Annotated in this window: 29 protein-coding genes and 1 pseudogene; 3 read left to right on the top strand and 27 right to left on the bottom strand. The window is 31.7% G+C overall.

From position 1 onward, the window contains the following. From JJD95_RS09575 to JJD95_RS09505, 15 genes and pseudogenes are all read right to left on the bottom strand, one after another. Positions 1–226 (bottom strand): VOC family protein (locus JJD95_RS09575; protein ID WP_291642738.1); only part of this gene is annotated, 226 nt, incomplete at its 3' end. Positions 227–320: 94 nt separating this feature from the next. After that, positions 321–425, bottom strand: a pseudogene (gene yaaA, locus JJD95_RS09570) (peroxide stress protein YaaA); the annotation flags it as partial. A 36-nt stretch (positions 426–461) separates the two neighbouring features. Further along, on the bottom strand, positions 462–674 hold the full coding sequence (locus JJD95_RS09565; RefSeq protein ID WP_291642736.1) for a DUF3006 domain-containing protein: 213 nt from the start codon (positions 672–674) through the stop codon (positions 462–464). A gap of 14 nt (positions 675–688) precedes the next feature. Then, positions 689–1,933 (bottom strand): ComEC/Rec2 family competence protein, encoded by a 1,245-nt coding sequence (locus JJD95_RS09560; protein ID WP_291642734.1) that lies wholly within the window; start codon positions 1,931–1,933, stop codon positions 689–691. A 469-nt stretch (positions 1,934–2,402) separates the two neighbouring features. After that, positions 2,403–3,344, bottom strand: a complete 942-nt coding sequence (locus tag JJD95_RS09555) for an LD-carboxypeptidase (protein WP_291642732.1) — start codon at positions 3,342–3,344, stop codon at positions 2,403–2,405. 46 nt (positions 3,345–3,390) lie between these two features. After that, on the bottom strand, positions 3,391–4,362 hold the full coding sequence (locus tag JJD95_RS09550; RefSeq protein WP_291642730.1) for an ABC transporter ATP-binding protein: 972 nt from the start codon (positions 4,360–4,362) through the stop codon (positions 3,391–3,393). Between the two features lie 13 nt (positions 4,363–4,375). Further along, a complete protein-coding gene (locus tag JJD95_RS09545; RefSeq protein WP_367114798.1) occupies positions 4,376–5,356 on the bottom strand; it encodes an ABC transporter ATP-binding protein in 981 nt (326 codons plus the stop codon). Between the two features lie 20 nt (positions 5,357–5,376). Continuing rightward, positions 5,377–6,273: an ABC transporter permease gene (locus tag JJD95_RS09540; protein ID WP_367114799.1), complete on the bottom strand. Its 897-nt coding sequence runs from the start codon at positions 6,271–6,273 to the stop codon at positions 5,377–5,379. A gap of 18 nt (positions 6,274–6,291) precedes the next feature. Beyond that, a complete protein-coding gene (locus JJD95_RS09535) occupies positions 6,292–7,212 on the bottom strand; it encodes an ABC transporter permease (protein ID WP_291642728.1) in 921 nt (306 codons plus the stop codon). A 79-nt stretch (positions 7,213–7,291) separates the two neighbouring features. After that, positions 7,292–8,899, bottom strand: coding sequence for an ABC transporter substrate-binding protein (locus JJD95_RS09530; protein ID WP_291642726.1), 1,608 nt, complete (start codon positions 8,897–8,899; stop codon positions 7,292–7,294). A 217-nt stretch (positions 8,900–9,116) separates the two neighbouring features. Further along, positions 9,117–9,710: a M15 family metallopeptidase gene (locus JJD95_RS09525; RefSeq protein WP_291642724.1), complete on the bottom strand. Its 594-nt coding sequence runs from the start codon at positions 9,708–9,710 to the stop codon at positions 9,117–9,119. Positions 9,711–9,852: 142 nt separating this feature from the next. Continuing rightward, complete coding sequence (locus JJD95_RS09520; RefSeq protein ID WP_291642722.1) at positions 9,853–10,086, bottom strand: glutaredoxin domain-containing protein; 234 nt, start codon at positions 10,084–10,086, stop codon at positions 9,853–9,855. A 313-nt stretch (positions 10,087–10,399) separates the two neighbouring features. Further along, a complete protein-coding gene (locus JJD95_RS09515) occupies positions 10,400–10,705 on the bottom strand; it encodes a YciI family protein (RefSeq protein ID WP_291642719.1) in 306 nt (101 codons plus the stop codon). Between the two features lie 193 nt (positions 10,706–10,898). Next, entirely contained in the window at positions 10,899–11,027 is a 129-nt protein-coding gene (locus JJD95_RS09510; protein ID WP_291642717.1) for a hypothetical protein, read from the bottom strand. Positions 11,028–11,038: 11 nt separating this feature from the next. Continuing rightward, complete coding sequence (locus JJD95_RS09505; protein WP_291642715.1) at positions 11,039–12,310, bottom strand: RidA family protein; 1,272 nt, start codon at positions 12,308–12,310, stop codon at positions 11,039–11,041. Positions 12,311–12,513: 203 nt separating this feature from the next. Between JJD95_RS09505 and JJD95_RS09500 the strand changes: the two genes are divergently transcribed. Beyond that, a complete protein-coding gene (locus JJD95_RS09500) occupies positions 12,514–13,332 on the top strand; it encodes a MerR family transcriptional regulator (protein WP_291642713.1) in 819 nt (272 codons plus the stop codon). 60 nt (positions 13,333–13,392) lie between these two features. Here JJD95_RS09500 and JJD95_RS09495 read toward each other — a convergent pair whose 3' ends face one another. The 5 genes from JJD95_RS09495 to JJD95_RS09475 form a co-directional block, all read right to left on the bottom strand. Beyond that, positions 13,393–13,701 carry a hypothetical protein gene (locus JJD95_RS09495; RefSeq protein ID WP_291642711.1) on the bottom strand — a complete coding sequence of 103 codons (309 nt, stop codon included), beginning with the start codon at positions 13,699–13,701 and terminating at the stop codon, positions 13,393–13,395. A gap of 56 nt (positions 13,702–13,757) precedes the next feature. After that, complete coding sequence (locus JJD95_RS09490) at positions 13,758–14,489, bottom strand: DUF3169 family protein (RefSeq protein ID WP_291642709.1); 732 nt, start codon at positions 14,487–14,489, stop codon at positions 13,758–13,760. After that, the gene (locus JJD95_RS09485) at positions 14,482–14,697 is read right to left on the bottom strand and encodes a helix-turn-helix transcriptional regulator (protein ID WP_291642707.1); all 216 of its coding nucleotides are present in this window, start codon (positions 14,695–14,697) and stop codon (positions 14,482–14,484) included. The genes JJD95_RS09490 and JJD95_RS09485 overlap by 8 nt, the downstream gene beginning before the upstream one ends. Before the next feature lie 214 nt (positions 14,698–14,911). Further along, positions 14,912–15,319: a hypothetical protein gene (locus JJD95_RS09480; protein ID WP_291642705.1), complete on the bottom strand. Its 408-nt coding sequence runs from the start codon at positions 15,317–15,319 to the stop codon at positions 14,912–14,914. Positions 15,320–15,480: 161 nt separating this feature from the next. Beyond that, positions 15,481–16,299 (bottom strand): PrsW family intramembrane metalloprotease, encoded by an 819-nt coding sequence (locus JJD95_RS09475; RefSeq protein ID WP_291642703.1) that lies wholly within the window; start codon positions 16,297–16,299, stop codon positions 15,481–15,483. Positions 16,300–16,652: 353 nt separating this feature from the next. On the opposite strand from JJD95_RS09475, the gene JJD95_RS09470 reads away from it, so the two are divergent. Further along, positions 16,653–18,014, top strand: coding sequence for an MATE family efflux transporter (locus tag JJD95_RS09470; protein ID WP_291642701.1), 1,362 nt, complete (start codon positions 16,653–16,655; stop codon positions 18,012–18,014). Between the two features lies 1 nt (position 18,015). Here JJD95_RS09470 and JJD95_RS09465 read toward each other — a convergent pair whose 3' ends face one another. The 3 genes from JJD95_RS09465 to JJD95_RS09455 all read right to left on the bottom strand — a co-directional run bounded on the left by JJD95_RS09465 (position 18,016) and on the right by JJD95_RS09455 (position 20,761). Then, positions 18,016–18,507 (bottom strand): GNAT family N-acetyltransferase, encoded by a 492-nt coding sequence (locus JJD95_RS09465; RefSeq protein WP_291642699.1) that lies wholly within the window; start codon positions 18,505–18,507, stop codon positions 18,016–18,018. A gap of 241 nt (positions 18,508–18,748) precedes the next feature. Beyond that, positions 18,749–19,243 carry a Csac_0668 family 2Fe-2S cluster-binding (seleno)protein gene (locus JJD95_RS09460; RefSeq protein WP_291642697.1) on the bottom strand — a complete coding sequence of 165 codons (495 nt, stop codon included), beginning with the start codon at positions 19,241–19,243 and terminating at the stop codon, positions 18,749–18,751. A gap of 456 nt (positions 19,244–19,699) precedes the next feature. Beyond that, positions 19,700–20,761 (bottom strand): Gfo/Idh/MocA family oxidoreductase, encoded by a 1,062-nt coding sequence (locus tag JJD95_RS09455; RefSeq protein WP_291642696.1) that lies wholly within the window; start codon positions 20,759–20,761, stop codon positions 19,700–19,702. Between the two features lie 238 nt (positions 20,762–20,999). On the opposite strand from JJD95_RS09455, the gene JJD95_RS09450 reads away from it, so the two are divergent. After that, a complete protein-coding gene (locus JJD95_RS09450) occupies positions 21,000–21,743 on the top strand; it encodes a DeoR/GlpR family DNA-binding transcription regulator (RefSeq protein ID WP_291642694.1) in 744 nt (247 codons plus the stop codon). Positions 21,744–21,852: 109 nt separating this feature from the next. On the opposite strand, the gene JJD95_RS09445 is transcribed toward JJD95_RS09450, so the two are convergent. The 4 genes from JJD95_RS09445 to JJD95_RS09430 form a co-directional block, all read right to left on the bottom strand. Further along, positions 21,853–22,038: an alpha/beta-type small acid-soluble spore protein gene (locus JJD95_RS09445; protein WP_291642692.1), complete on the bottom strand. Its 186-nt coding sequence runs from the start codon at positions 22,036–22,038 to the stop codon at positions 21,853–21,855. Positions 22,039–22,177: 139 nt separating this feature from the next. Continuing rightward, positions 22,178–22,897 carry an RNA polymerase sporulation sigma factor SigK gene (gene sigK / locus JJD95_RS09440; RefSeq protein WP_291642690.1) on the bottom strand — a complete coding sequence of 240 codons (720 nt, stop codon included), beginning with the start codon at positions 22,895–22,897 and terminating at the stop codon, positions 22,178–22,180. A 350-nt stretch (positions 22,898–23,247) separates the two neighbouring features. Next, positions 23,248–24,063 carry a sporulation transcription factor Spo0A gene (spo0A, locus tag JJD95_RS09435; protein ID WP_291642688.1) on the bottom strand — a complete coding sequence of 272 codons (816 nt, stop codon included), beginning with the start codon at positions 24,061–24,063 and terminating at the stop codon, positions 23,248–23,250. Between the two features lie 174 nt (positions 24,064–24,237). Further along, on the bottom strand, positions 24,238–24,747 hold the full coding sequence (locus JJD95_RS09430; protein WP_291642686.1) for a hypothetical protein: 510 nt from the start codon (positions 24,745–24,747) through the stop codon (positions 24,238–24,240). Positions 24,748–25,024 lie beyond the last annotated feature (277 nt).

Genomic DNA, 25,024 nt, shown 5'->3' with positions numbered 1-25,024 from the left:
TTAGTCCTCTTGCTTCTGGATAACTCAATCTTTTAGGTGATTGTGGAAAAGAAAATAATTCTATTTGGTTATTCCCTCCAACGCTTAAATCTAGCTTATATGATTCCCTCTCTTTTCTATATACTTCACTAATAATTTCCAACCCTAAAATATTAACATAAAACTCTTTAGATATTTCGTAATTGGAACAAATAATTGCTACATGATGGATCTTCTTTAAGTTCATTATTTAACCTCCTTTTTAAAACCTTTGTCTCTATTTTAGATTTCAGAATGATTCTGCAACATATATTTTTATCTGCTAAATACAAATTCTGTTTTAGCTTAATTCCCATCTCTAACCTATAAGGTTGGATTAAATCTAGTGGTCTCAAGGCACCATATAACACCGAAAATATTCGTAAATGGTCATTGGCAAAAGCCAACTGTTATCAGGGCACGCTAGCCAATGGAGTTATTCTTTACTTCCATAAATCTTCAGTTAATTTTTCAATTTCTCTACGTTTTTCCTTAGTTTCTTCAAAATCTATTGTTATCTTATCATTAGTAATATTAAGAACATCTCCCTCTCTAGCTACAATAGGGATTTTAGATTTCTTAATATCTAACATTTGCTTATCTTCCTTTTCGCATACCGCAAAATTACCTTCAAACCTATCAATAATAACTTTCATGTATTATACAACTCCTATCTAGATGATCTTCTATATCCAGCTGCTTGCGCTTCCGCTTCCGTCTTAAACCAAAATTCAGCTTTTGTCCTACTATAATATGAACCGCCGGGCAAGTGATAGATTTTGGAGCTTTCATTCCCTTTTATAAGTCCGGCACCTTTAGCGTCAACATACTGCTGTTCTGTATTAGGTAAAATAGTTGTTTGGGGAACAATTGCTGGAGAATTAGATGTTGAACTAACACTTGTAGAATCAGCAGCATTATAACTACCAGGAGTCACATTAAAGCTTACATTAGTTCCATTAGAAGTAGCAACAACTGTTCCATTTTCATCTGTTCTATAAACTGGTATATTCTTAGCCTCTAGTCTACTCATAGTCTCTTGTGTAGGATGTCCATAGCTGTTATTTTTACCAACGCTTATTACAGCATACTTAGGATCTACCTTATCTAAGAAACTTTGTCCTGTAGAAGATTCACTTCCATGATGTCCTACTTTAAGTACCGTTGCCGATAAATCTAGACCTTTAGATAACATTTGACTTTCTGAAACAGCTTCTGCATCTCCAGTTAATAGAAATGAAGTATTTCCAAAATTAACTTTTACAACTATAGAGTAATCATTCGCATCTTCATAGTCTGCTCCATTAGGTGATAATATAGTAACAGTCGCATCACCTATTTTAAATGTACTTCCTACTGATGGCACCGTTAATTCTAGTCCTTTATTCTTGACCGAACTTACAAAATCTTTAAAAGTATTCGTAGTTGACGTCTGTTTTGGAAAGAACACTTTCCCTACTTGAAATGAATCGATAATATAGGCCATACTTCCAATGTGGTCCTCGTGTACATGAGTACCAATTACGGCATCAAGAGATTTAACTCCTTGACTATCTAAATAATTTTTAACAACTTGGGCATCACCATTATTCCCCGCATCAATAAGCATACTTGAGTTGCCTTGTTGTACTAATATACTATCTGCCTGGCCTACGTCTATAAAATGAACTTTAAGTTGACCTGTTATAGCTTTATTATCATTACTATCTGTAATTTCTTTCTGTTTAGATGCTTCTATAGTTATATTCTTGGTTTCGTCTACTTGTTGAGTGGTCACTGTTGGTATGATGTTTTTCTGTGCCTCTTGAATCGCAAATGTTGGTACAGTATTTTCAGGTGTACTTGAGCAGCCAATTAAACTGAATATAAGCATTAACCCTAAAAGAAAACCTAAATGTTTTTTTATATTTACCATACTTATCCCCTTTTTAGCTGCAGCGTTAATTTCTTATTAGCTCCAATAATATTAAGTCATCTATAAATAGACACACTCTAAATATTTAACTTCACACATACTATAATTCTACATTAATTCCCACATACCTTTATGTAGATTGCCATTCTTGTAAATAAATGTTGAAAATTTAGAGAAGCTTCAATCCCAGTAAATCTTTTAAAATCATTTTTTTTATTTACAATTAATCTTTAGTTTTGTCACTTCAATGACACATAGAATTGTTATTATAAGTACATAGAAAGCAATTGATTTTTTTTAATTAAAGTCCCCCTTTAATTGAATATAATTTTAATATACATCTAAAGAAATGGAGCCATCAGATATATATCTGATGGCTCCATCTCTTTCTAATCTACTCATTTAATATCAAGCTCAGCCAAGGCCTCGCAAAGACCCATAGAAGTACCCAAATAGTGTCGAAGTTTTATTAGTTTGCATATTTCAACGCACTTTCTGTAATTGTAAGAGTACAACTATCAGCATCTAGTAAAGCCTCTGTACCAAGAGGAATTGTAATCTTAGTAGTGCAATGACCTGCCATAAAATTATATATAGTGGGTTTTTTAGCTTCCACTATAATATCATTGAATACCTGAATCAGTGTAAGATCAAAATCTTCATATTGAGGCAAGCAATTTCTAAAATCGCCTAAAATTATGCCCGTGCAATCTTTAAGCTTTCCTGAAAGTCTAAGCTGAGTAAGCATCCTATCTACAGAATAAGTAAATTCATCTATGTCTTCTAAAAATAGAATTTTACCCTTTGTATCTATTTCGTAGGGAGTCCCAATTGTTGCTGCAATTAATGATAGATTTCCACCTACTATTTTACCACTAGCCTTTCCAGGTACCAGTGACTTAATCTCAAAGCCTATTGGATTATTCATTTGTCCTAAAGGTTTAATAGAAGTTATTGCATTAAGGTAACTTTCTTTTGAAAACTCATTAAAATTCTCTATCATATCTGAAGCAGCCATAGGACCATGAAAGGTAATGAGGTCACATCTTTGATTTAGGGCTATATGAATTGCAGTTATATCACTATAGCCTATGAAAATCTTAGGATTCTGTTTTATCAAATCATAGTCTAACTTATCAAGAATTCTTGGGGTTCCATAACCACCTTTTAAACAGAAAACTGCATCAATATTACTATTCTCAAACATTCTGTTTATATCTTTAGCTCTTATCTCATCATTCCCCGAAAGATATCCATATTTTTTGCCGCAGCTTTCTCCTATTACTAGATTAAATCCTTGTTCCCTCAGTACTTTGATGGATTTTTCAAGTACATCATCCTGTCTTAATGCTCCAGAGGGTGCTACAAGGCCAATTGTATCTCCTATTTTTAATGCTTTTGGTTTATTCATAAAATACTCCTTTCTTAAGGCACACTTACTGGCATAAAATTTTTTCCTATTGTAATGGGAAATGGCATGAATATGTACGATTACCAATTTGCTTTATTTCAGGTTCTTCAACTTTGCATATATCTCTCGCATATGGACATCTTGTATGAAATCTACAACCAGATGGTAAGTTTATAGGGCTTGGAATGTCTCCCTCTAGAATTAATTTTTCTCTAAATCTTGTATTCGGATCTGGTATTGGAGCGGCTGCAATTAAAAATTTTGTATATGGATGAATTGGATTTTTATAAACATCCTTAGTTGGTCCCATTTCCATTATTTTCCCTAAAAACATAACACAAACTCTATCTGAAATATGATTTACAACATTAAGGTCATGGGATATAAAAAGATATGTTAGATTATTCTTTTCTTGTAAATCTTCAAGAAGATTTATTATTTGTGATTGAATAGAAACATCTAAAGCAGAAACAGGTTCATCACACACAATGAATTTAGGATTTAGTGCCAGCGCCCTTGCTATTCCAATTCTTTGTCTTTGTCCACCGCTAAACATATGCGGATATCTTGACATAAATGAATGTCTAAGACCTACAAGCTCTAACAACTCCGAAACCCTATCTTCCGCATCCTTACCTTTGAAAATTTTATGCGTTAGAATTGGCTCCATTATTATATCTTTTACTGTCATTCTTGGATTTAATGAGGCATATGGGTCTTGAAAAATGATTTGCATTTGCCTTCTAAGTTTTCTCATTTCAGCTTCTTTTAACTTAAAAATATTTTGGTTTTCAAAATAGACTTCTCCCTCTGTGATATCGAGAAGTCTAATAAGGGCTCTACCTAAAGTGCTTTTCCCACACCCAGACTCTCCAACAAGTGCAAGTGTTTCTCTTTCATAAATTTCAAAACTTACATCATCTACTGCATGTATTTTTGCATTTTTTTTGTTTATAACTCCGCCATCCGCTGAAAAATATTTCTTAACATTTACAGCTTTTACAAGTACGTTATTCACAATATCACCCCTACTATAAATATTTCCAACATCTAACCTTATGTTCATTACCTATATCAATAATTTCTGGTTCTTTTTCAGCACATATTTCCATTGCGTCTTCGCATCTTGGTCTAAATCTGCAACCCTTTGGAAGTGATAATAAGTTGGGAACCATACCTTTTATGCAATATAATCTTTTTCTTTCCAAATCTTCATCCTTTTTTGGAATTGACTTAAGCAGTCCAACCGTATATGGATGCATGGGATTTTTGAATAATTCAAAAATTTCAGCATGTTCCATTATTTTGCCAGCATACATAACATATGCGTAATCACAAAGTTCCGCAACAACCCCCAGATTATGAGTAATCATTATTATTGAAGTGCCTATATCATCACGAAGCTTCTTCATTAAATTTAATATCTGAGCTTCAATTGTAACATCCAGCGCCGTTGTTGGTTCATCTGCAATGAGAAGCTTTGAGCGACAAATCAATGCCATGGCAATCATAACTCTTTGCCTAAGACCACCCGACAACTGATGAGGATATGCATTAAATCTTTTTTCAGGTTCTGGAATACCAACTAACTTAAACATTTCAATTACACTTTTCTTAGCTTGCGCCTTTGTGATATCTTTTTTATGAATTAGAATTGCTTCAGCTACCTGTTTCCCAATAGTATAAACTGGATTTAGTGAGGTCATTGGTTCTTGAAAAATCATAGAAATTGAATTTCCCCTAATTCCTTGCATTTCTTTAATAGTTTTATTTGCAAGATCTTCACCCTCAAAAATTATTTCACCGCCTACGATTTTGCCAGGCTCCGAAACTAGCTTTAAAATTGATAGTGAAGTTACGCTCTTTCCACACCCTGATTCCCCAACAATTCCAATAATTTGTCCCCTCTTAACACTTAGACTTACTCCATCTACAGCAGGTACTATTCCTTTATCAGTATTGAAATAGGTTTTTAAATTATTTATTTTAAGAAGCTCCTCAATATTTTCCAAAATATTATCTCCTTCCTACTCTATTGTTTTAAATAAGGGTCAATTGAATCCCTTAATCCGTCGCCAAAGAAATTGAATGCAAGAACAAAGATTAAAATAGCAATACCTGGCGATATGGCAACCCAAGGTGCATTGAATAAAAATTCCTTTCCATTGGATACCATAAGTCCCCAACTTGATGCAGGAGGTTGTGCTCCAATTCCTAGGAAGCTTAGACTAGCCTCTGATAATATTGATTGTGGAATATTTAAGGTAAATAGGACAAGTAGTTGTGGTATGCAATTGGGGAAAATATGCTTTAGCATAATAAGGGAATTCTTAACACCAATGGCCCTTGCTGATTCAATGAATTCTTTATTCTTAATGGATAAGGTTTGAGCCCTAACAACTCTAGCTGTGCCCCCCCATCCAACGATACTTAACGCAATAAATATATTAATTAAGCTAGCACCTAAAGTATACATAACCACCATTGCAAGTAGTAGCGATGGAAATGCAAGAACCATATTAACAACACTCATTATAATAAAATCTATTTTACCACCATAATATCCAGATATAATTCCAAGAATAGTTCCTATTATCATTGAAATTAAGGTGGGAACAAGTCCGATCATCAAAGAAATACGTGCTCCATATATTATCCTAGACAAAACATCTCTTCCATACATATCTGTCCCTATCCAATGTTTCAGACTTGGCGTTAAAAATTGATTATTCAAGTTGACTTTATAAGGGTCATATGGTGCTATAATTGGTGCAAAAATTGCCATTAATATCACCAAAATAATTACTATTCCACTAACCGCAGCTAATTTATTTTTTTTCATAGATTTAAAGAATTCTTTAAATGCATTCTCATTTTCATAGTCATCTAGTTCTTCTAATGTATCTTTTTCAATCATTTTACCCATCATGTCCACTTGCACCCCCTATTAATTGTATTTAATTCTTGGATCCAAATAAGCATATAAAATATCTGCAACTAGATTACCTATTATAACTAAAGATATTGTAAACATAACAGCCCCCTGCAGTAGGGGCATATCTCTAGTCTGAATTGCATTTACCGCAATACGTCCAATACCTGGTATACCAAATATGCTTTCGGTGATAACTGCTCCTGAAAGAAGTCCAGCTACCTGAAGTGCCATAACTGTTACAACTGGCAACATTGAATTTTTTAATGCATGTCCAACAATTACTTTTATATCATTAAGACCCTTGGCTCTTGCAGTACGAATATAATCATTTCTCATAACTTCTAAGAGGCAAGACCTTGTAAGTCTTGCTATTGTACCAGCCGCACTCCAACCAAGTACAATTGCAGGCATAATAACATATTGAGGACCATTAAACCCCGAAACCGGAAGTATACGGAGTTTCACTGCAAATATATATTGAAAAATTAGTCCTGCCCAGAATACTGGCATTGATACGCCAAGTAATGAAAAACCCATAACAAAATTATCTGCAAATGAATTTCTTCTAACTGCCGATAATATACCTGCAGGAATTCCTATTACCCATGAAACCACCGCAGCACTTAATGCTAGAATTAGTGTATTTGGAAAGGCACCAATCAAAAGTGAAGTTACCGGACGATTTAATTTATAAGATATTCCAAGGTCACCCTTTAATGCGTTAAAAATAAATCTAAAAAATCTTATATATGCTGGATCATCTAAGTTCATTTGGGCTCTAACATGTGCTATAACATCTGGACTTACATGTTCTTTCATCATAAGTGCAACTGGATCCCCTGGAACAACGTTAAGCAAAACAAATGTCAAAAGTGATATTCCTAGTAAAAGAGGAATAGAGTATATAATTTTCTTTATAATGTACTTTAACATTAAATCCCCCCCTGTTGGATAGTTTTTTATTATTCATTAAAAATTTTGGGCTATCTTAAAAAAGATAGCCCAAAGCAAACTATTTTCCTTCAAGAGTAATACTGTAATACGGCATGTTACTCCAACCATTCCAAGATACTTTAAAATTCTTCACCCTAGGTTGAACAACAAATAAATGATCAAGTGAGAAAAGTGGTATCCAAGCTGCCTCCTCTGAAACAATTGTCTTTTCAAGCTCTTGATAAAGTTTAATTCTTTCCTCTTGATTGACCATTGAACGTGCAGTGTCAAGTTTAGCGAACACGTCATCGTCTTTATAATTAAATGATCTTGCTACTGAATTTTTTTCCGAGAAAAAAGTATATATAAAGTTATCCGGATCATTATAGTCTGCAGACCAATCTGCTTGATACATTGGTAGTTTCCCTTCTTTTCTTTCAGCATAATAACTTGCTGAGTCCTTTTGAAGTATGTTAGCTTTTATTCCAATATCTGCTAGCATAGATTGAACCGCTTCATTTATCTTTAATGCACTTGAACTATCAGTTACCATTGCAATATCCATAGTAAACCCATTTGGAAATCCTGCTTCTGCCAGTAGGGATTTGGCTTTCGCAACATCAAAAGTTATTGGTGAAACGTCAGGATTATATCCCAAAAGTCCTGGAGGCATAATTGCATTTTCAATTTTACCCTTTCCATAATAAAGCTTATCCAAAATTGTCTTCCTATCAATAGCCATTTGCATAGCTTTTCTAACTCTAACATCATTGAAAGGTTTTATACTCTGATTAATTGAATAATAGTATACACCAACTCTTGGGCCGCTAACAATTTGATTCTTCCATTCATCACTACCCTCAAAATATGGTATTTGTGATCTTGCATTGTCACAATCAAAAATGTCCAATTCTCCAGTTTCAAAAAGCATTCTTTCGGTTTCTACATCGGGAACTATTTTAAAATTAATTCCTTCAATTTCTGCAGCACCTCTGAAATAATCTTTAAATGCAACAGCAATACAGCTGTCATTTAATTTCCAGGATTCTAACATGAATGGTCCTGTTCCAATTGTTTTTTTAGGATCTAGCCCAAATTGATCTCCGGCTTCTGTTGTAGCTTTTCTATTATAGATGGACCCTGCAGGAGTTGCTAAATTAGCAAGAAATGGTCCAAAGGGTTTTTCTATTGTTATCTGTATTGTGTTATCATCAATTACCTTAAGTCCACTAACTGATGTCGCTTTTCCATCTAATCTATCGTTGGCACCTGCTATCATATTTAAAAAATCTGTGTTTAATGCTTTAGTTTTGGGATCTAGCATTCTATCAAATGTATATAATACATCATCTGCCTTAAATATTTCACCATTATGAAATTTAACATTTTTTCTTAGATGAAAAGTATATACCAGACCATCCGTAGAAGCTTCCCAAGTCTCAGCAAGTCCCGCAACCAATTTAGATTGACCTGGGCTAGTTGTTTCAATTTCCACAAGCCTATCAAAAATATTTAATGGAAGTGCATAAGAATCTGTAGTTTTTTGAGCATCAGCGGTTCCAGGGTCTGCACTCATTGAAACCTTTAAATAATTTGTGGTATCTTCTTTTGAACAACCGGTAAAAGAACTAATTATAATAATACTTAGTAGAACCATTAAAAAACTTATTGCAGATTTTTTTTTCATTTTATTGCCCCCCTTATTTTATATAGTACAATTAGTTTATGAATCTATCCTGCTATTAATGCAATACTCAATTAACATCTTAAGAACTATATTTATAGTAATTATACACTAATTCAGCTCAATTGCAATATATGCTTAAAAAATATTCATATTTTGCAATAGTGTGATTATTAAAAAGCTGATTAATCATAAAAAATAAAGTCGTTTTATACGATTATTATGTAAGAAAATGTTCAAGATTTATGTCAGTAATTTCATATTTATAGTGATTAATATCATCAAAATGCCACCATTCGCTATCTATTGTTATAAAGCCATGTCGCTTCATAACTTCTGTTAGCAAATTAATATTCTTTCTCTCTTCTTCATCCATACTTTCATTATTTCTGCAAGCCTTGTCAGAAAAGTCATCAAATTTTGAAGGCATTTTAAGTTCTATTCCTAAATCATCAACAAGAGTTATATCAACTGCAGTACCCTTATTATGTCTTGAACCATTCTTAGGGTTTGCTACAAATTTTTCATCCTTAACAATATCCCAAAAAATTTTTTGTACATACATTGGTCTATAGGCATCCCATATTTTTATTCTATATCCCAGTTTTTTAAATTCATTGTTCGCACTTATTAATTTCAATGCTGTTTCTCTCTGGAGAACACATACTTTCAATGGATATACTTCTGTTTTAGTAAAATTATCTTTTGTTGCATACTTTAAATCAAAAATAAAGCTACTGTCCATATTAGCTACATTAACTAGCCCATTTACGTTCCCACTAATATATTCAATTTCTGAATCTATAATTTTCATTTTGTGCACCCCACTTCTTAACCTATATTTAATTTATATTTTATCCTAAATTATCATCACTTAAATATATTGTTGCTTCACCAATAAAGAACCCCTTACTTTAAAAAAGATAATAAGGCAAGCCCTATTATCTTTTTCATTATTACAATCCTAGTAAATTATCAATATTTTTTTGATCAAAGCCCACTACAATATGTCCCTCAATATCAAGAACTGGAACACCTTGTTGTCCTGACTTGTTAACCATTTCCATTGCTTTTTCATGGTCTTTACCAACATTATAATCCTCATAGGGTACATTTTTAGAATTTAGGTAATCCTTTACCTTTGTACACCATGGTCATGTAGTTGTTGAATAAATAATGACTTTTTTCATTTTACCGCCTCCTAAATATTATTTTCTTGTATATTATACCCTAATTAACAAAATTTAATTTTGAAAATAAATATTATTAGATAATATTTACTTAACAATTTCAAACTTTATTTAATCAGTCATAAACTATAATTCTATATTAACTTTTAAATTCCTTTAATAGTATATTCGCTACGCTCATAAAACTCCCCAACAGATTGAGCGAAAAGTCAAAATACATGCAAGTTCCAGTTATGGATTTTCATTTTTTAATTAAAAATAAAAAGCTCTAGACTTAAAATCAAAAAGTCTAGAGCTTTTTTGAGACTGCGCTCTATTTATGTAACGCTAAAAATATAGGGCCTACCTTGCAAGGTTTAATCTCAATCTTATCCCAAACCTTTCCCAGTACATATGGTTCTACTTTAAGCCATTCATCGAGCTCGCATCTAGAAGGAAAGTCAACTATAAGAACTGAACCTATCATCTTATCATTATCGTCCGTTATAGCAGCTGCATACAAGTGTGTTCCACTGTTAAACATAGACTCCACAAGCGCTAAGTGCTCATCTCTAGCGGTAAGCCTTCTTTCAATAGATTCTTCGTCAATTCCATCATAAGCAGTAACTAAAAATTGCATAAAGATCACATCCTTTCAATATATTAAAATTATGAGTTTTTACAGATAGATTATATTACCTAACATTATAAATAATATCACATAAGCATATTATAAAAAAGATATTTATTGTAGAAACCACTTACAAGAAAATAAAAGACTTTATCGCAAGGTATATTGCTTTTTTACAAATATTACAAAATAATCATATTCGCTACGCTGTTAAAAAACGGGGGGCTGCCTCAATTTTTATTTGAGACAGCCCCTTTTTATGATTATGATATACAATTTCGCATTCACCTTCATCATTAACAAGTAACTTTGATAGTTCCTGTATTTTCAAACAAATGCCTATTATGCTTGTGGAGGTGTTCCTTCAGCATTTGCTACAACTGCATCGATTTGCACTAAAGCATCGTTAGGTAAAACTGATACTCCAACCATTGTTCGTGCAGGAACACCGCCTGGGAAGAATGTTGTGTAAACTCCGTCTACAGCATCAATATCTACAATATTTTTAAGGAAGATATTCACTTTAACCACATCATCCATAACGTGATCGACACTTTCTATAATTGCCTTGATATTTTTTAAGCACTGTCCAGCCTGCTCTTTTACACCACCCGCTACCATATCAGCAGTTTTTGGATCTAAAGGTAATTGAGCTGAAATATGATTGTAATGAGAAAAAGCTACAGTTTGTGTAGATAGTGAACTTTTGGGTGCATTTTCCGTATTGTTTGCTTCTATAATTAGTCCATGTCTGTCTTCAACAAGTTGTGGTGGTGTACCATCTCCGTGTGACACCACTGCTTCAATTTGTACCAAAGCATCCATAGGTAAAGCTGAAACTGCAACTGTTGTCCGTGCAGGTACATAAGCTACGGCTCTTGCGATAGCTGAGTCTGGGAAAAATGTTGTATAAACTTCATTTACGGCTTCAATATCCGAGAAGTTTTTAAGGAATATGTTAATTTTAACAATATCGTCAAAAGGAACATCGATACTTTCTAAAATTGCCTTAATATTCTTTAAGCACTGTCCAGCTTGCTCTTTTACACCGCCCACTATAAGTCTACCAGATTTTGCATCGATAGGTAATTGTGCTGAAATATTATTGTAATGAGAAAAAGCTACAGCTTGCGTAGATAGAGCACTTGTTGGCGCATTAGCAGTGTTATTTGTAAGCTTTATGAGGTCGCCTGATTGTGGTGCGTTTGGAATTGTACCTTCGCCGTTTGTAACAAGTGCATCAATTTGCACCAAAGCATTCATAGGCAAAGCTGCAACTGCGACTATAGTCCGTGTAGGAACATAGCTTGTGAAGAATTTTTTATAAACTTCGTCTACAGCATCAATATCTTTGATATTCTTAACAAATACAGTGATTCTAACAACATCGCTCATAACATGGCCGATGCTATTTACAATTGCCTTGATATTTTTAAAACACTGGTCAGCCTGCTCTTTTACACCACCAGTTACCAATTCACCAGATTTCGGATCGATAGGTAATTGAGCTGAAAGATTATTGTAATGAGAGTAAGCTACCGTTTGTGAATATGGACCGATACCTTTTGGAGCATTTTCCGTATTTCTTGCTAATACTGCGTTATATCCGCTCATGATAGTATTCCCCTTTTGTAATATTATTGATAGAATCATTAAAATTCATCTAAGCAAATCATAAACCTTGGACTAGCTCTAATGTCAATAGGTATTATTATTCTTTTTGCACAACATTTTTTTAAATAGCTTTAATATTACTTTATGGTTTATAATAATAGTGATAAGTAGTTTAATATTTATAGAATGGAAGTGACATAATTATGAAGGATACTTTTTTAATTGGAGAATTAGCCAAGCTTTTTAATATAAGTACAGATACCTTAAGGCATTATGACAAAATCGATCTTTTAAAACCTAATTGTGATGTTGTAAATAAATACAGATTCTATAGTGTTCGGGATTTTTTCAAACTAAGCAGAATCCTATTTTTTAAAAATCTCGATATTTCATTACAAGATATTAAAAAATATATGAATAATAAAAATACAAATAACTTAATGACCTTACTAAAAAATAAGGAAGAGGAAATTGATGTAAAAATAAATAAATTAGTCAATTTAAAAAACAAAATAAATACAAAACTTGAGCTACTCGGAAATATAAAACATGAGCTGAATATTGTAAAGATAAAGCGCTTGCCGCAAAGAATTGGGGTGATTCTAGACATTAAAGATAGTAAAGACGAGTACGAACTTAAAGAATCCGTTAAAAAAAACGAAAAGTATTTAAAGCTCAGTTCCTGGCTTATTGAAGGTCAAGTATACACTTCTCTTTCAAGAGAAAACATGACAAGTGGAAATTTTAATAAATTTAAATATTTCATCGAAATCTTGTCAACTGAAAATATAATAGAGTTGGATTTGATAACGATTCCAGAAAATGAGTTTGCTTGTGTTGTTTTTTTAGGACCCTATAAAAATATCGAAAATCACTATACTGTTCTTATTGAATGGATTGAAGAAAATGGATACGAAATATTGGGAGACTCTATCGAAAAAAATATAGTAGATTATGACTTTTCAGATTCTGAAAATGAATATGTATCTGAAATACAAATACCTATTAGAAAACTGTTATAACTAGAAGTTACATTCTTGGCTCGGGGGGACTTGCAAATAAATGTATTATTGGTAATGTACTTATTGCTTTATTTTAATACTTTGTATAAAATCAGCATTTATAAGCTCCTTACCTTTTTTAGTCTCAACCTCAATCCAATTTTCATTTACATCAATTATTTCCCCAATTACTTCTCTACCAAATGACCCTGTAGATATCTTGCATGTTTTTCCTATGTACTTTTTAATTACCTCGTTCGTCATAATTATTAACCCCTTCCTTTTCTTTATTTTTAGAATTGTTGATTTTTTTATTTCACGTTGTTGTGGTAAAACAAGAAATAATAGTATAAAGAATGGCATATATATCGCAATCCACGTTGAACTCACCTAAACCCTCCCCCACTCGTATTTGTCTTATGATTGTACCTTCACTTAATCATTGATTATTTTTCGTTTTTCATAGCATAATAATTATACGATGTTACTTGTATTAACATAATCATACAGCTCAAGAATACTGGGAATGCGCCAGTATTAGAGGTAAAGTTGAGTAATATAGTAAATATTACAAACCCTAATGATACGTTTTTTGAGAATTGAAATGCACGATACCCAGACTTATAAATTCTTGACACCTGAGCTTCATCACAACTTTCTAAAAATTCCTTATCAAATCTAAATGAAGTTGGATCACCTTTTAATCTATTATCATTTTTTTGTATATACTTTATAGTAATTATATTCAAAACTGAAACTGCTATGGTACTAAACATAAATAGAAATATCATTATATTGGAGTTACTGCTAGTCTTATTGAAAGTCATTCCAAACAACATAAAATTAAGTATTAAGAATACATTGGTTATTAACATGGCTAAATCAAAAGACTTAGAACCGACTTTTTCAAATTCATCAATTTCTTCATCTGATATATTACTTATTTGGCTATAACATTTCTTTCCTCTAAAATATAAATATACTGCTGGGAAGTAGAGGAATATAATTAATCCTAAATGTAATTCTACAGTATTATTTATAAAAAAATTCCCAACTTGACCTCCAATACTCATGAATTCTGATTCATTTAATTTCAATAACCCAAGTGTAAAAAGTGCTCCAACTATGCTACTAATCACCAATAAAAGTATCATTTTAAATATGGTTTTCTTATTCATTATTTCCATCCTCCTCATAGCAAAAAATCTCTTCAACTGTGACATCAAATAATCGTGCTAACTTAAGCACTAAGGTTATTGAGGGATTGTAATCACCTCTTTCAATTAGGCTGATAGTTTGCCTTGATACCCCAGCCATTTGACCTAATTTAGCTTGGTTTATCCCTAACATAGCCCTTTGTACTTTCAGGGTGTTCTTTAATGGCATATAATCCTCCTTTTGACAAGTTTATATTTCATATTGACAAACTTAATTGTCATTTAAAGTGTACCATTGACAATTATAATTGTCAACAATAATCTATATTCTCTAAGCAACACAGCTTGTGTTTATAAAAATGGAACTCATATTAATGTACAATCAAAAAACTAGAGCATTCCGCTCTAGTCTCATATACTTATTTTTATAAAATTATAAATACTTACTTATTACTTTGAATCTTTTTCATAGCTTCTTGAATTTTGAGGTTTATTGTATTAGCTTGTGCTTGGGTAATTACTTTACTTTTTACTAATGAGCTTATCCCATTAATAATAGGTGTTGTATTCGGTGTCGTTACTGTGTTAGGTGTCGTTACTGCATTAGGTACTGTTACTGAATTAGGTACTGTTACTGTATCAGGTGTCATATTGTTTGTTATTGATGCAAGCACTTTTCTAGACTGGGTCTGTGTTATTGTCTTTGCAGTAACTAACTCTTCAAGAGTCTTAGAATAAAGTTCTGTCATTGCTGTTGAGTTAGGTTTTATAGTATTATTCATTTCTTGTTTCGTAACAACATTTGGTATTTTTGTACGACCACTACAACCAGAAAATACTATAATGGTCATACTGACACTAACTAATATTGAAGCAATTTTAGTGTTTTTCATTTCTTCACCATCCTCACATGTAATTTTATTTTATTACTTTATGATTAGGATAAATTGATGAAAATATACTAGCAATATTAACAACAACTTCGGAGGTTCTAATAGAAAACTAAAAATTATTAATTCCCTGATAATCGTTCTCGCGCCTGTTTTTTTGCTTTAAACCACAACCTAATTAATATAAGTATGCCAAGAAGACCAATGATGCATTGTCCAATAAAAATAACAGCTTTAGAAGATGTAAATATTTCAATAAGAGATGGAATTCCATTCCAAAGTCCATGCAGCACAACCACAGTAACATATGCTCCAATGACCCTTAAATTTAATGTAAATTTTCTCGGAGCACTTTCTCTTAAAAGTACTGCTGCTAAAATAGCTGTCCAAGTACCATGTCCTAGTGGCGATAATATCCCTCTGAGTAGTGTTATATAAACAGTGGATGATAAACTTCCACCACTGTTTAAAAATGTAGTAAAGGCATATCCTGAACTCTCTAATGCTGCAAAGCCCATTCCCGCGGTTGCTCCAATAATTAACCCATCTAGCTGAAGGTCATGGTTTCTATTTCTGAAAATAACTAGTACTGCAACGATTTTTACGAATTCTTCAATTATGCCTACAAATATAGTTGTTGATAAATTTAAGTTATGGATAAAAATTGGTTCAAGCATTGCCGCTGCAAACACTCCTAAAAATCCACCATAAAAGAAACCTGCAAGAGTCATAGGCATACTTACATTGCTTAAAGTTCTTTTTTGATATAAAAAGGCCACGTAGATAACTGGTATAAGGAAGTTGCCTAGCATCACTATTGATGGAAATAGATTTGGGTTTTGCGTTAATACCAGAACTTCTAAACCTAATATATATATTATTAACCCTTTTATTAATAGTCTCCACCATTTATAACGTTTTTTACTTGTTTTTTTTTCCATATTTTTTTGTTCCTTTCCATGAACCTCCCATCACTAAAGTGACGGTCTTATATATATTGTTCTCAAATTCATTAAAATTATAGGTGCCATATAATCTTAATAAACTAAAACTTTCTTTAGCGGAATCCAATTCTTTACTTGCTAATGAAAAAATAATATGAAATAAAAATTAGTTAGCCAATGGATTGGTTAACTAATTTTTTTACTTTTATTTAAGTATTGAATTTTATGATTTATGATTTACAAATCCTTTTTCCGTTTTAAAACATGCCACTTGCCACCTGGGTGGCACTTATTAGATCTTTACTATATAATAATATTGTTAGAACAATTAAAATTAAGGAGATTTTTTTATGAATTCAATTACTTCAGATTTTGAAAATAGTAAAATAGGCAAACTATTATTCAAACTTGCTTTACCATGCATTTTGGCTCAATTAGTGAATGTTTTATATAATATTGTGGATAGAATATTTATAGGTAAACTTCCAAGTGGCGAAATTGCCATGGCTGGAGTTGGTATATCCTTTCCTATAATTCTTATAATATCAGCTTTTAGTGCTTTAATTGGTATGGGAGGGGCACCCATTGCCGCTATAAAAATGGGTGAAAAGAAAAATAAGGAAGCTGAGAAAATACTAAGTAATAGCTTTTCTATGCTTATTATTATAGGCTTAATCTTAACTATAGTGTTTTTAATTTTTAAGGATCCAATTCTTTATACTTTTGGAGCAAGTGATCAAACTATTGGGTATGCACAAGATTACATAACCATATACCTAATTGGAACAGTTTTTGTTCAGATAGCTTTAGGCATGAATGCTTTTTTAAATACACAAGGTTTTACAAAAATAAGTATGTTCACTGTAATGATTGGTGCTACAATAAATATAGTTCTTGATCCTATACTTATTTTCACTTTTAACATGGGAGTACAGGGTGCTGCTTTAGCAACAATAATTGCTCAAATGTTTTCTGCACTATTTGTTTTAAAATTTTTATTCGGTAAAAAAACCATTTTAAGAATACATAAGGAATTTTTAATGCCAAATTTGAAGATAATAATTCCTATTGTTAGTTTAGGTGTTTCACCATTTATTATGCAATCCACTGAAAGCTTAGTTTTAATTTCTTTAAATACAAAACTTCAAGCTTATAGCGGAGATTTAGCTGTAGGGGCTATGACCATAATGGCCAGTATAATGCAAATTATTTTTCTACCATTAATAGGGTTAGCTCAAGGCGCTCAGCCTATAATAAGTTATAATTACGGAGCTAAAAACTTAGATAGAGTAAAAGCTACCATTAAACTTTTAATAACCTGTTGCTTAACTTACAGTCTAGTCATGACAAGTATTTTAATGTTATTTCCTGAAAATATTGTTTCTATATTTAACAGTACCCCAGAATTTATAAACATTACCGTTTGGTCCATTAGAATTTATTTTATAGGTACATTTATATTCGGTGCTCAAATAGCTTGTCAGCGATGTTTTTTAGCTTTAGGACAAGCTAAAATTTCATTGCTTCTGGCATTGTTACGAAAGATGATCTTGCTAATACCTCTTATATTTATTCTTCCAAATTTCTTTGAAGATAAATTATTTGCTGTTTTATTAGCAGAACCAGTAGCAGATATTACAGCTGTAATTATAACTAGTATATCATTTTTTATATTTTATAAGAGAAATTTAGACAATAAATCAAAAGTATAGCTTATATCTTTAATCCATAATACAAATGCGAACATATTTCACCATCGAAATCTGCAATCCCAGGTAGACATCCCCATTCCTTAAATCCAAATTTTTCGAGCAACCTTATACTTGGAATATTCCATTCTAACAATATTGCAATTAAATTTCTAAAGTTCAATTCTTCACTCTCTTTAATTGCAAATTCCATAAATTTTGTTCCTATTCCCTGTTTTTGATAATCATTATGAATATAATAGCTAATCTCTGCAGTATATTTCATAGCTCTTCTTCCTGGACGATAACCAGTAAAATATAAATACCCTACAGCTTTGTTATCAACTTCGTATATATAAATTGGATACTCTAATGATTCATGTTGCACAAACCAGGAAATCCTTTCCTCCACAGAAAATATATCCATATCTGCAGTACAACGATGTGTTACAATTGCTTGATTATATATTTCCACCAATGATTCAAAGTCTTTATGTTCAGCCAATCTTATACCCATACTTATTCTCCTTATCATTTCTATAGTTTGTTCATTCCTAACGAATTATCGACAAATTATTCACTTTGCTACCCCCACAATGGTGACTGTCACCTGTCGAATGTGCCTCATAATGGTGACTGTCACCTGTCGAATATTGTAACTGATGTATCAAAATCTGGTGTACTATTAGACTAATAGGGGTTTAGAGGAAATTCGGGATAAATAAGCATTAATAGATTAACAAAAATATTTAAAATTCTCATTCTTTCATGGATAGTACTTTATCTATTGCCTCCTGGATTACTTTATGACAACACTTGCCTAAAGGATTTTTCTTTTGACATTGTGAATTAGTCATTGCTCCAGTAATCTTTAAAACCTCTTTCATATTCGTAGCCCCATCTTTTACAACCGCATTTATAACTTGTTCTTCTGTTACTTCACTACAGTAACATGCATATTTAGGATTTGCATCTTTCTTAAACCAGATAGGAATTTTTACTTGTTGCTTATTAAATTTCACATTTGATTTTGGATTGTAGTATGTAATATCACATTCATCATCCATACATAAGAAATAGTTGTCCTCACCAACCAGTTCCATTGACTCGTCAAGTACAATATGCTTTACTGTAATATTCTTTACAAGAGTCCCCTGTTTTTTACATACAGGACACAAGTTATTTTTTTCTGCCTCACAAGAAGACTTTATTTTATTTTCACAACAACATTCATTCAAAGTTTCTTTTCTCATAGTTTATATTTACCCCCACAATTAATTTTTTCCATTATATTATTTAACTTCAAGTATTTAATTCGCAATTTTCCACAAGTATGTCCTTATTTAATTATACAGAATATCAATATAAATTTCAAATATTTAGCATAAAAATATTAACTCCAACTTCTCTCATTTTCTCTTATATGTTTATTTAATCTTAAGTAAACTATATTTCTACATTAATTTCCAATTTGATCTATTTTATAGGTATTATGGTATAATTAGGTTTAACTTGTAGTTAAACGAGAGGAGGTATTCCAATGGATAGAACAGGAATGGTGGCTATCATTCTAGGCGCATTAATAACAGTATGGACAGTGGGCAAGACTTGGGGTGGTAAAAAAAAATAAATAAGATACTATATTTAAAATTACTATACCAGATAGGTTATGGCATTTACCTCCTAATATAGTTGAAATTAATTTATCTTTATTCGAATTTTACCCATGCTTTTTCCAAACTACTTTTCTCTGCTAATTCTATTATTCTTATTGTATTTCTTGCCTGCTTAGGATTTACTTCTAATTCAGTCTCTCCTAAAATAGAACGATATACATTTTCGTAAAATTCTCTATAATCACCTAGTTCACTTTCTATCTTACCAGTTAATTGTAACCCATTTATTTCTGTATTTATGTTTCCCCATAAAGAACTAGGTTCTCTACCCCATCCTTCAATATTCTTTGGTATTAAGTCATTTTTCAAATTTTCTTCTTGCACATCCATACCATACTTAATAAACGACCCCTTATTACCTAGAATAGTGAAATGAGGTCCTATTTCTTTTACAAGCATACCTGCCTTTAGTGTAACCTTTAAGTTATCATAACTTAAAATCACCTCAAAATTATCAATATTTTCCCCGTCTTCCCTTTGAACTCTCAAATCTGCAAATATTTCCTTAGGAAGACCAAAAAGACACTGAGCCTGATCTATAAGATGAGATCCCAAATCATATAGAATCCCTGATCCAGGTAATTTTTTTTCCCTCCAAGCATTTTGTTTAATATAGTTTCTGAATCTATCATAATGAGCTTCGTATTCGACTATATCTCCAAGCAGATTGCTTTGAATAACTTTTTTCACAGTTTTAAAGTCACTATCCCATCTTCTATTGTGATGTACAGTTAATAACTTGTTTTTTAATTTTGAAAGTTCTATTATTTCATCTGCTTCCTTTGTATTAATTGTAAATGGTTTTTCAACCACTACATTCTTACCACCTTCTAAAGCCCTTTTTGCTAAATTATAGTGTGCTGTGTTTGGAACCGCTATGACAACCAAATCTATATTCTCATCCTGGAAAAACTCATCTATATTAGAAGTAACAAGAATATTTAGGTACTTCTTTTTTATATTTTCTATATTTTTTTCATTTGTTTCATAAATCTTATATAAATTTAATCCAGGTACACTACTGATTATGGGTGCATGAAAAACTCTTCCTGATACTCCATAACCTATCAATCCTACATTTATTTTTTTACTCATAAAATCTTCTCCTTTAAGTTCATTTTATATTTCGTTTGAAAAACAATTCACTTTCTTTGTTGTTTATTTTAGTAATAATAAGCCCCTTTATGGCAATATCATACCATATGTTTCATATGGAATCAATACATGTTTCGTTTTATAATTTGAACGAATCAATATTGACAACATATAAACTTTATACTATGATATTGATATATTCTATGTAAATTTAATGTAAATCTGAGGTGGTAATATTATGAATGAAAGGCAAAATGAAATATTTGATATCCTATCTAAAAAACCTAAGGTGACGGTAATAGAACTTTCAAGACTGCTTAGAGTCTCCGAAGTGACCATTAGAAAAGATTTAACTGCTCTTGAAAACCAAGGATTGTTAAAACGGACTCACGGTGGTGCAACGCAGATTGCCTCAAATTCTATAGAAAAGAGAATGCGTTTTCGTTATGAAGAAAAACTTAGAATTGTAAAGGAAGCCACTAAACTTGTTGCAAACGGAGAGACTATATTAATTGAGGCAGGTTCCACCAATGCTCTTTTGGCGATAGAACTTGCCGATAACATCAATGTACATATTATAACTAATTCTGTTTTTATAGCCTACACGCTGAATCAATATGAAAATGTGAAATTGACGGTTATCGGTGGTGAATTTCAAAGCGAATCAGAAGCAATGGTTGGTCCTCTTACGAAGCTTTGCTTAAGTAAAATATGCGTAGACAAAGCTTTTATAGGTATGGATGGATTCTCTGAAAAATCAGGATTTACCTGCGGAGATTTTCTTAGAGCAGAGGTGGGCAGGGAAATGTGTCAAAGGGCCGAGACGATTATCATACTTGCCGAGTCCTCAAAGTTTGATAACACTGGAATTACTTCCGTAACGGAACTTTCTAAGGTTGGTATTGTAATCACTGATAAGGCTATTGCACAGGAAAAGGTAAATATACTTCAGAAGCATAATATTCAGACTATAATAGTTTGATTAGATAAAATGAAACAAATTCTTCTCAATATATTTAAAAGGTACCTATATGGCAACACTTTAAAAAATGTGTCTACCCTATAGATACCCTTTAATGTTTATACTTTAATTATAAGTTCTTTTCGTAAGACTCAACCATTTTTTTAACCATTTGTCCGCCTACAGATCCATTCTCTCTTGAAGTTAAATCTCCATTGTATCCTTCTGAAAGATTAACTCCTACTTCTTTAGCTGCTTCCATTTTAAATTTATTTAAACCTTCTTTTGCTTGTGGAACTAATTTTCTATTTGACATATAAATTGCCTCCTTTTTATTTAATAATGATTTTCATTTGCATTGTTATTTTGTGCATTATTATAAGAAATACTCATAGTAATTTATGGTTGTTTTAATATAATAAAATAAACAAGGATTAATTTGTTATATTTACAATTTATTTTATATTTAACCCGTTTTTGTTAGTGCTATTAAATTCCTTATTAAGCCTTTTTAAGGCTCTCTTTTCAATTCTAGAAACATAGGACCTAGAAATCCCTAGAATCAATGCAATTTCTCTTTGAGTTCTAGGGTTACCATCAAGTAATCCATAGCGCATTTGAATTATTGTTTTTTCTCTATCCATTAAATTAAAGTTTATGTTATCATAAAGCTTTTGCTTTTGCATTTTACTTTCTACTATCTCAAAAATAGAATCTTCATCACAACTTAATACATCCATAAGGGATATCTCATTTCCCTCTTTATCAGTGCCAATAGGATCCTGTAGGTACAAATCCCCTTTCGTTTTTTTATTATTACGAATAAGCATGAGAATCTCATTTTCTATGCACCTTGAAGCAAAGGTGGCAAGCCTTACGCCCTTACTTATATCAAAAGCTTCAATTGCTTTAATAAGTCCCACAGTTCCAATAGATATGAGATCATCTACGTCTTTTCCTTGATATGAGTATTTTTTCACTATATGTGCTACTAGCCTCAAATTCCGTTCAATGAGTATTCCTTTAGCTACTAAATCTCCCTCATTAAATTTTGTTAAATAGGATTTCTCTTCCTCTTCAGATAATGGTTGAGGAAATGAACTACTGCCAGTTATATAAGCTGTTAAAAATGTAATATTGGAAAGCATATCTAATAAACTATTTATGAAAAACAAAAGCGTCCCTCCTAGTTTAGCTTATTACTATACTATGATTAATTTAAATAATATTGCATGTACATATAATTTTAAATTGCAGAGCTACATGAAAATAGTCTTTTGCATTTTAAATTTTAATGAATTTACAAAAACGGCCTCACTGGAGGCCCCTATACATATTTTTTCATGTGCTTTAATGCATTTTTTCCCACTCTAGATACCTACGCTTGGGATATACCTATTTCATCTCCACCATCATGATAAATTGGTTGAACTAAAGACACAGGATCTTGTATAGCAGCTTTGAAGTATTTACTCCACATATCTCAACTTTATTAAATATCATAAGTTTCTCATTGTAAATACAATTAGCTAACCCTATTTTGTAATCTTAGCTTGTCAGCTACCATCGCTATAAATTCTGAATTAGTAGGCTTTGCTTTTCCATTACGAATAGAATACCCAAAAATTTTATTAATAGTTTCTATTTGTCCTCTGTTCCATGCAACCTCTATTGAATGTCTTATTGCTCTTTCTACTCTACTAGCAGTAGTATTAAATTTTTCACCAATTAATGGATACAATTCTTTTGTTACCGCTGATAAAAGTTCAACATCATTTACTACCATACTTATTGCTTCCCTTGCAAACATATATCCTTTTATATGAGCAGGTATTCCAATTTCATGCATAATATTAGTTATTTGATCTATCATATCAACATCAACTGATTGATTTCTATTTATTTTAATTTCGGTGTTATAAGCATTAGGTATTATTTTCACATCGTCATTATCTATAGTTTTATTTGTCAGCTGTCTTATTCTTCTAATCAATACTTCCATGTCAAAAGGTTTTACAACATAATAATCTGCTCCTAGCGACATGGCTCTTTGTGTTATTTTATCCTGACCAACTGCTGACAAAACTATTATATGAGGCATTGGATCTAAATTCATTGTATCTAGCCTCTCTAAAACGCCCAGCCCATCAAGCATAGGCATAATTATATCAAGTACCACTAAATCAGGTTTTCTTTCTTCAATCAATCTTAATACTTCTACTCCATTCTCTGCGATGCCAGTAACGACCATATCTTTTTGCGTTAATAGATAATCACTAAAAATATTACAAAATTCTTTGTTGTCATCAGCAATAATTATTTTTGTTCTTGTTTCTTCCATAATTATAATCCCCTTTATCCTTCATTTTCATGCTCTAATATTTATAAATTCTACAAGTTATTGGTAAATCCTCCTATTTTATAAAATTATATTAAAAAAGTAAACACCAGCATAATGACGGTGTTTACTTTTTGATACTATATTAATAGGCTCATTTAATCATACTATCGTCCGCTAATCCTGATATCCATGATTAAATCTTCTTCTTCTTCTTCTTCTTCCAAGTAAATCTCTGATAAACAGTATTTTGACTAAATCCCCAAATAAACCTCTTCCAATTTGCCTCAAATTATCATCATTGCAATCTTCGTCGTCTTCTCTATCGTGTTTCTCGTATCTGTCACATATTTCTTTACAAATATGATCCAATTCCTGCTTACTTGGGCAATACATTGTGCCATGCATTGACTCCATCATATCACAATGATACTTTACCATGGGATATATCCTGGTATGAATCTTAGGATACATGCTTTTTAAATCTTTGTCACTTTCATCGTCATCATCATCATATTCATCACACTTTGGCATATTCATCATCATCATCATATTCATCATAGCCATATGCATCATAGGCATATCCATCATTTGCATATTCGACATAGGCATATCCATCATAGGCATATCCCTCATTGGCATTTTCTGTCCATAATTTTCATAGTCTTTAGAACTATAGTTGTACATAAGTACCTCCAAAATAATATTCACGCTTTATATTATTCCGATTTCGTTATTTTGTTACTCTAATAAAAGTAATTTTCAGATAATCCCTACTACTTTTTTTATTGTTTTTATTAGCAATTACAGCTATAAGCAAAATTATACAGGTTGCATTTAATTTTACTTAATATTTGAAATTCATAGGATTTTATTGTATAATTAAGTAAATACTCAATATTTCCTATAGATGAATAAAAAGTGAATTGGAGGTAATTTGCATGTCAAATTTAGAAAATATTTC

It is taken from the genome of Clostridium sp., from assembly GCF_016650035.1.
In the GTDB taxonomy this organism is placed as follows: Bacteria; Bacillota; Clostridia; order Clostridiales; family Clostridiaceae; genus Clostridium_AD.
Note: the sequence above shows the minus strand (reverse complement) of the source record. Positions and strands in the feature narration are given on the sequence as shown.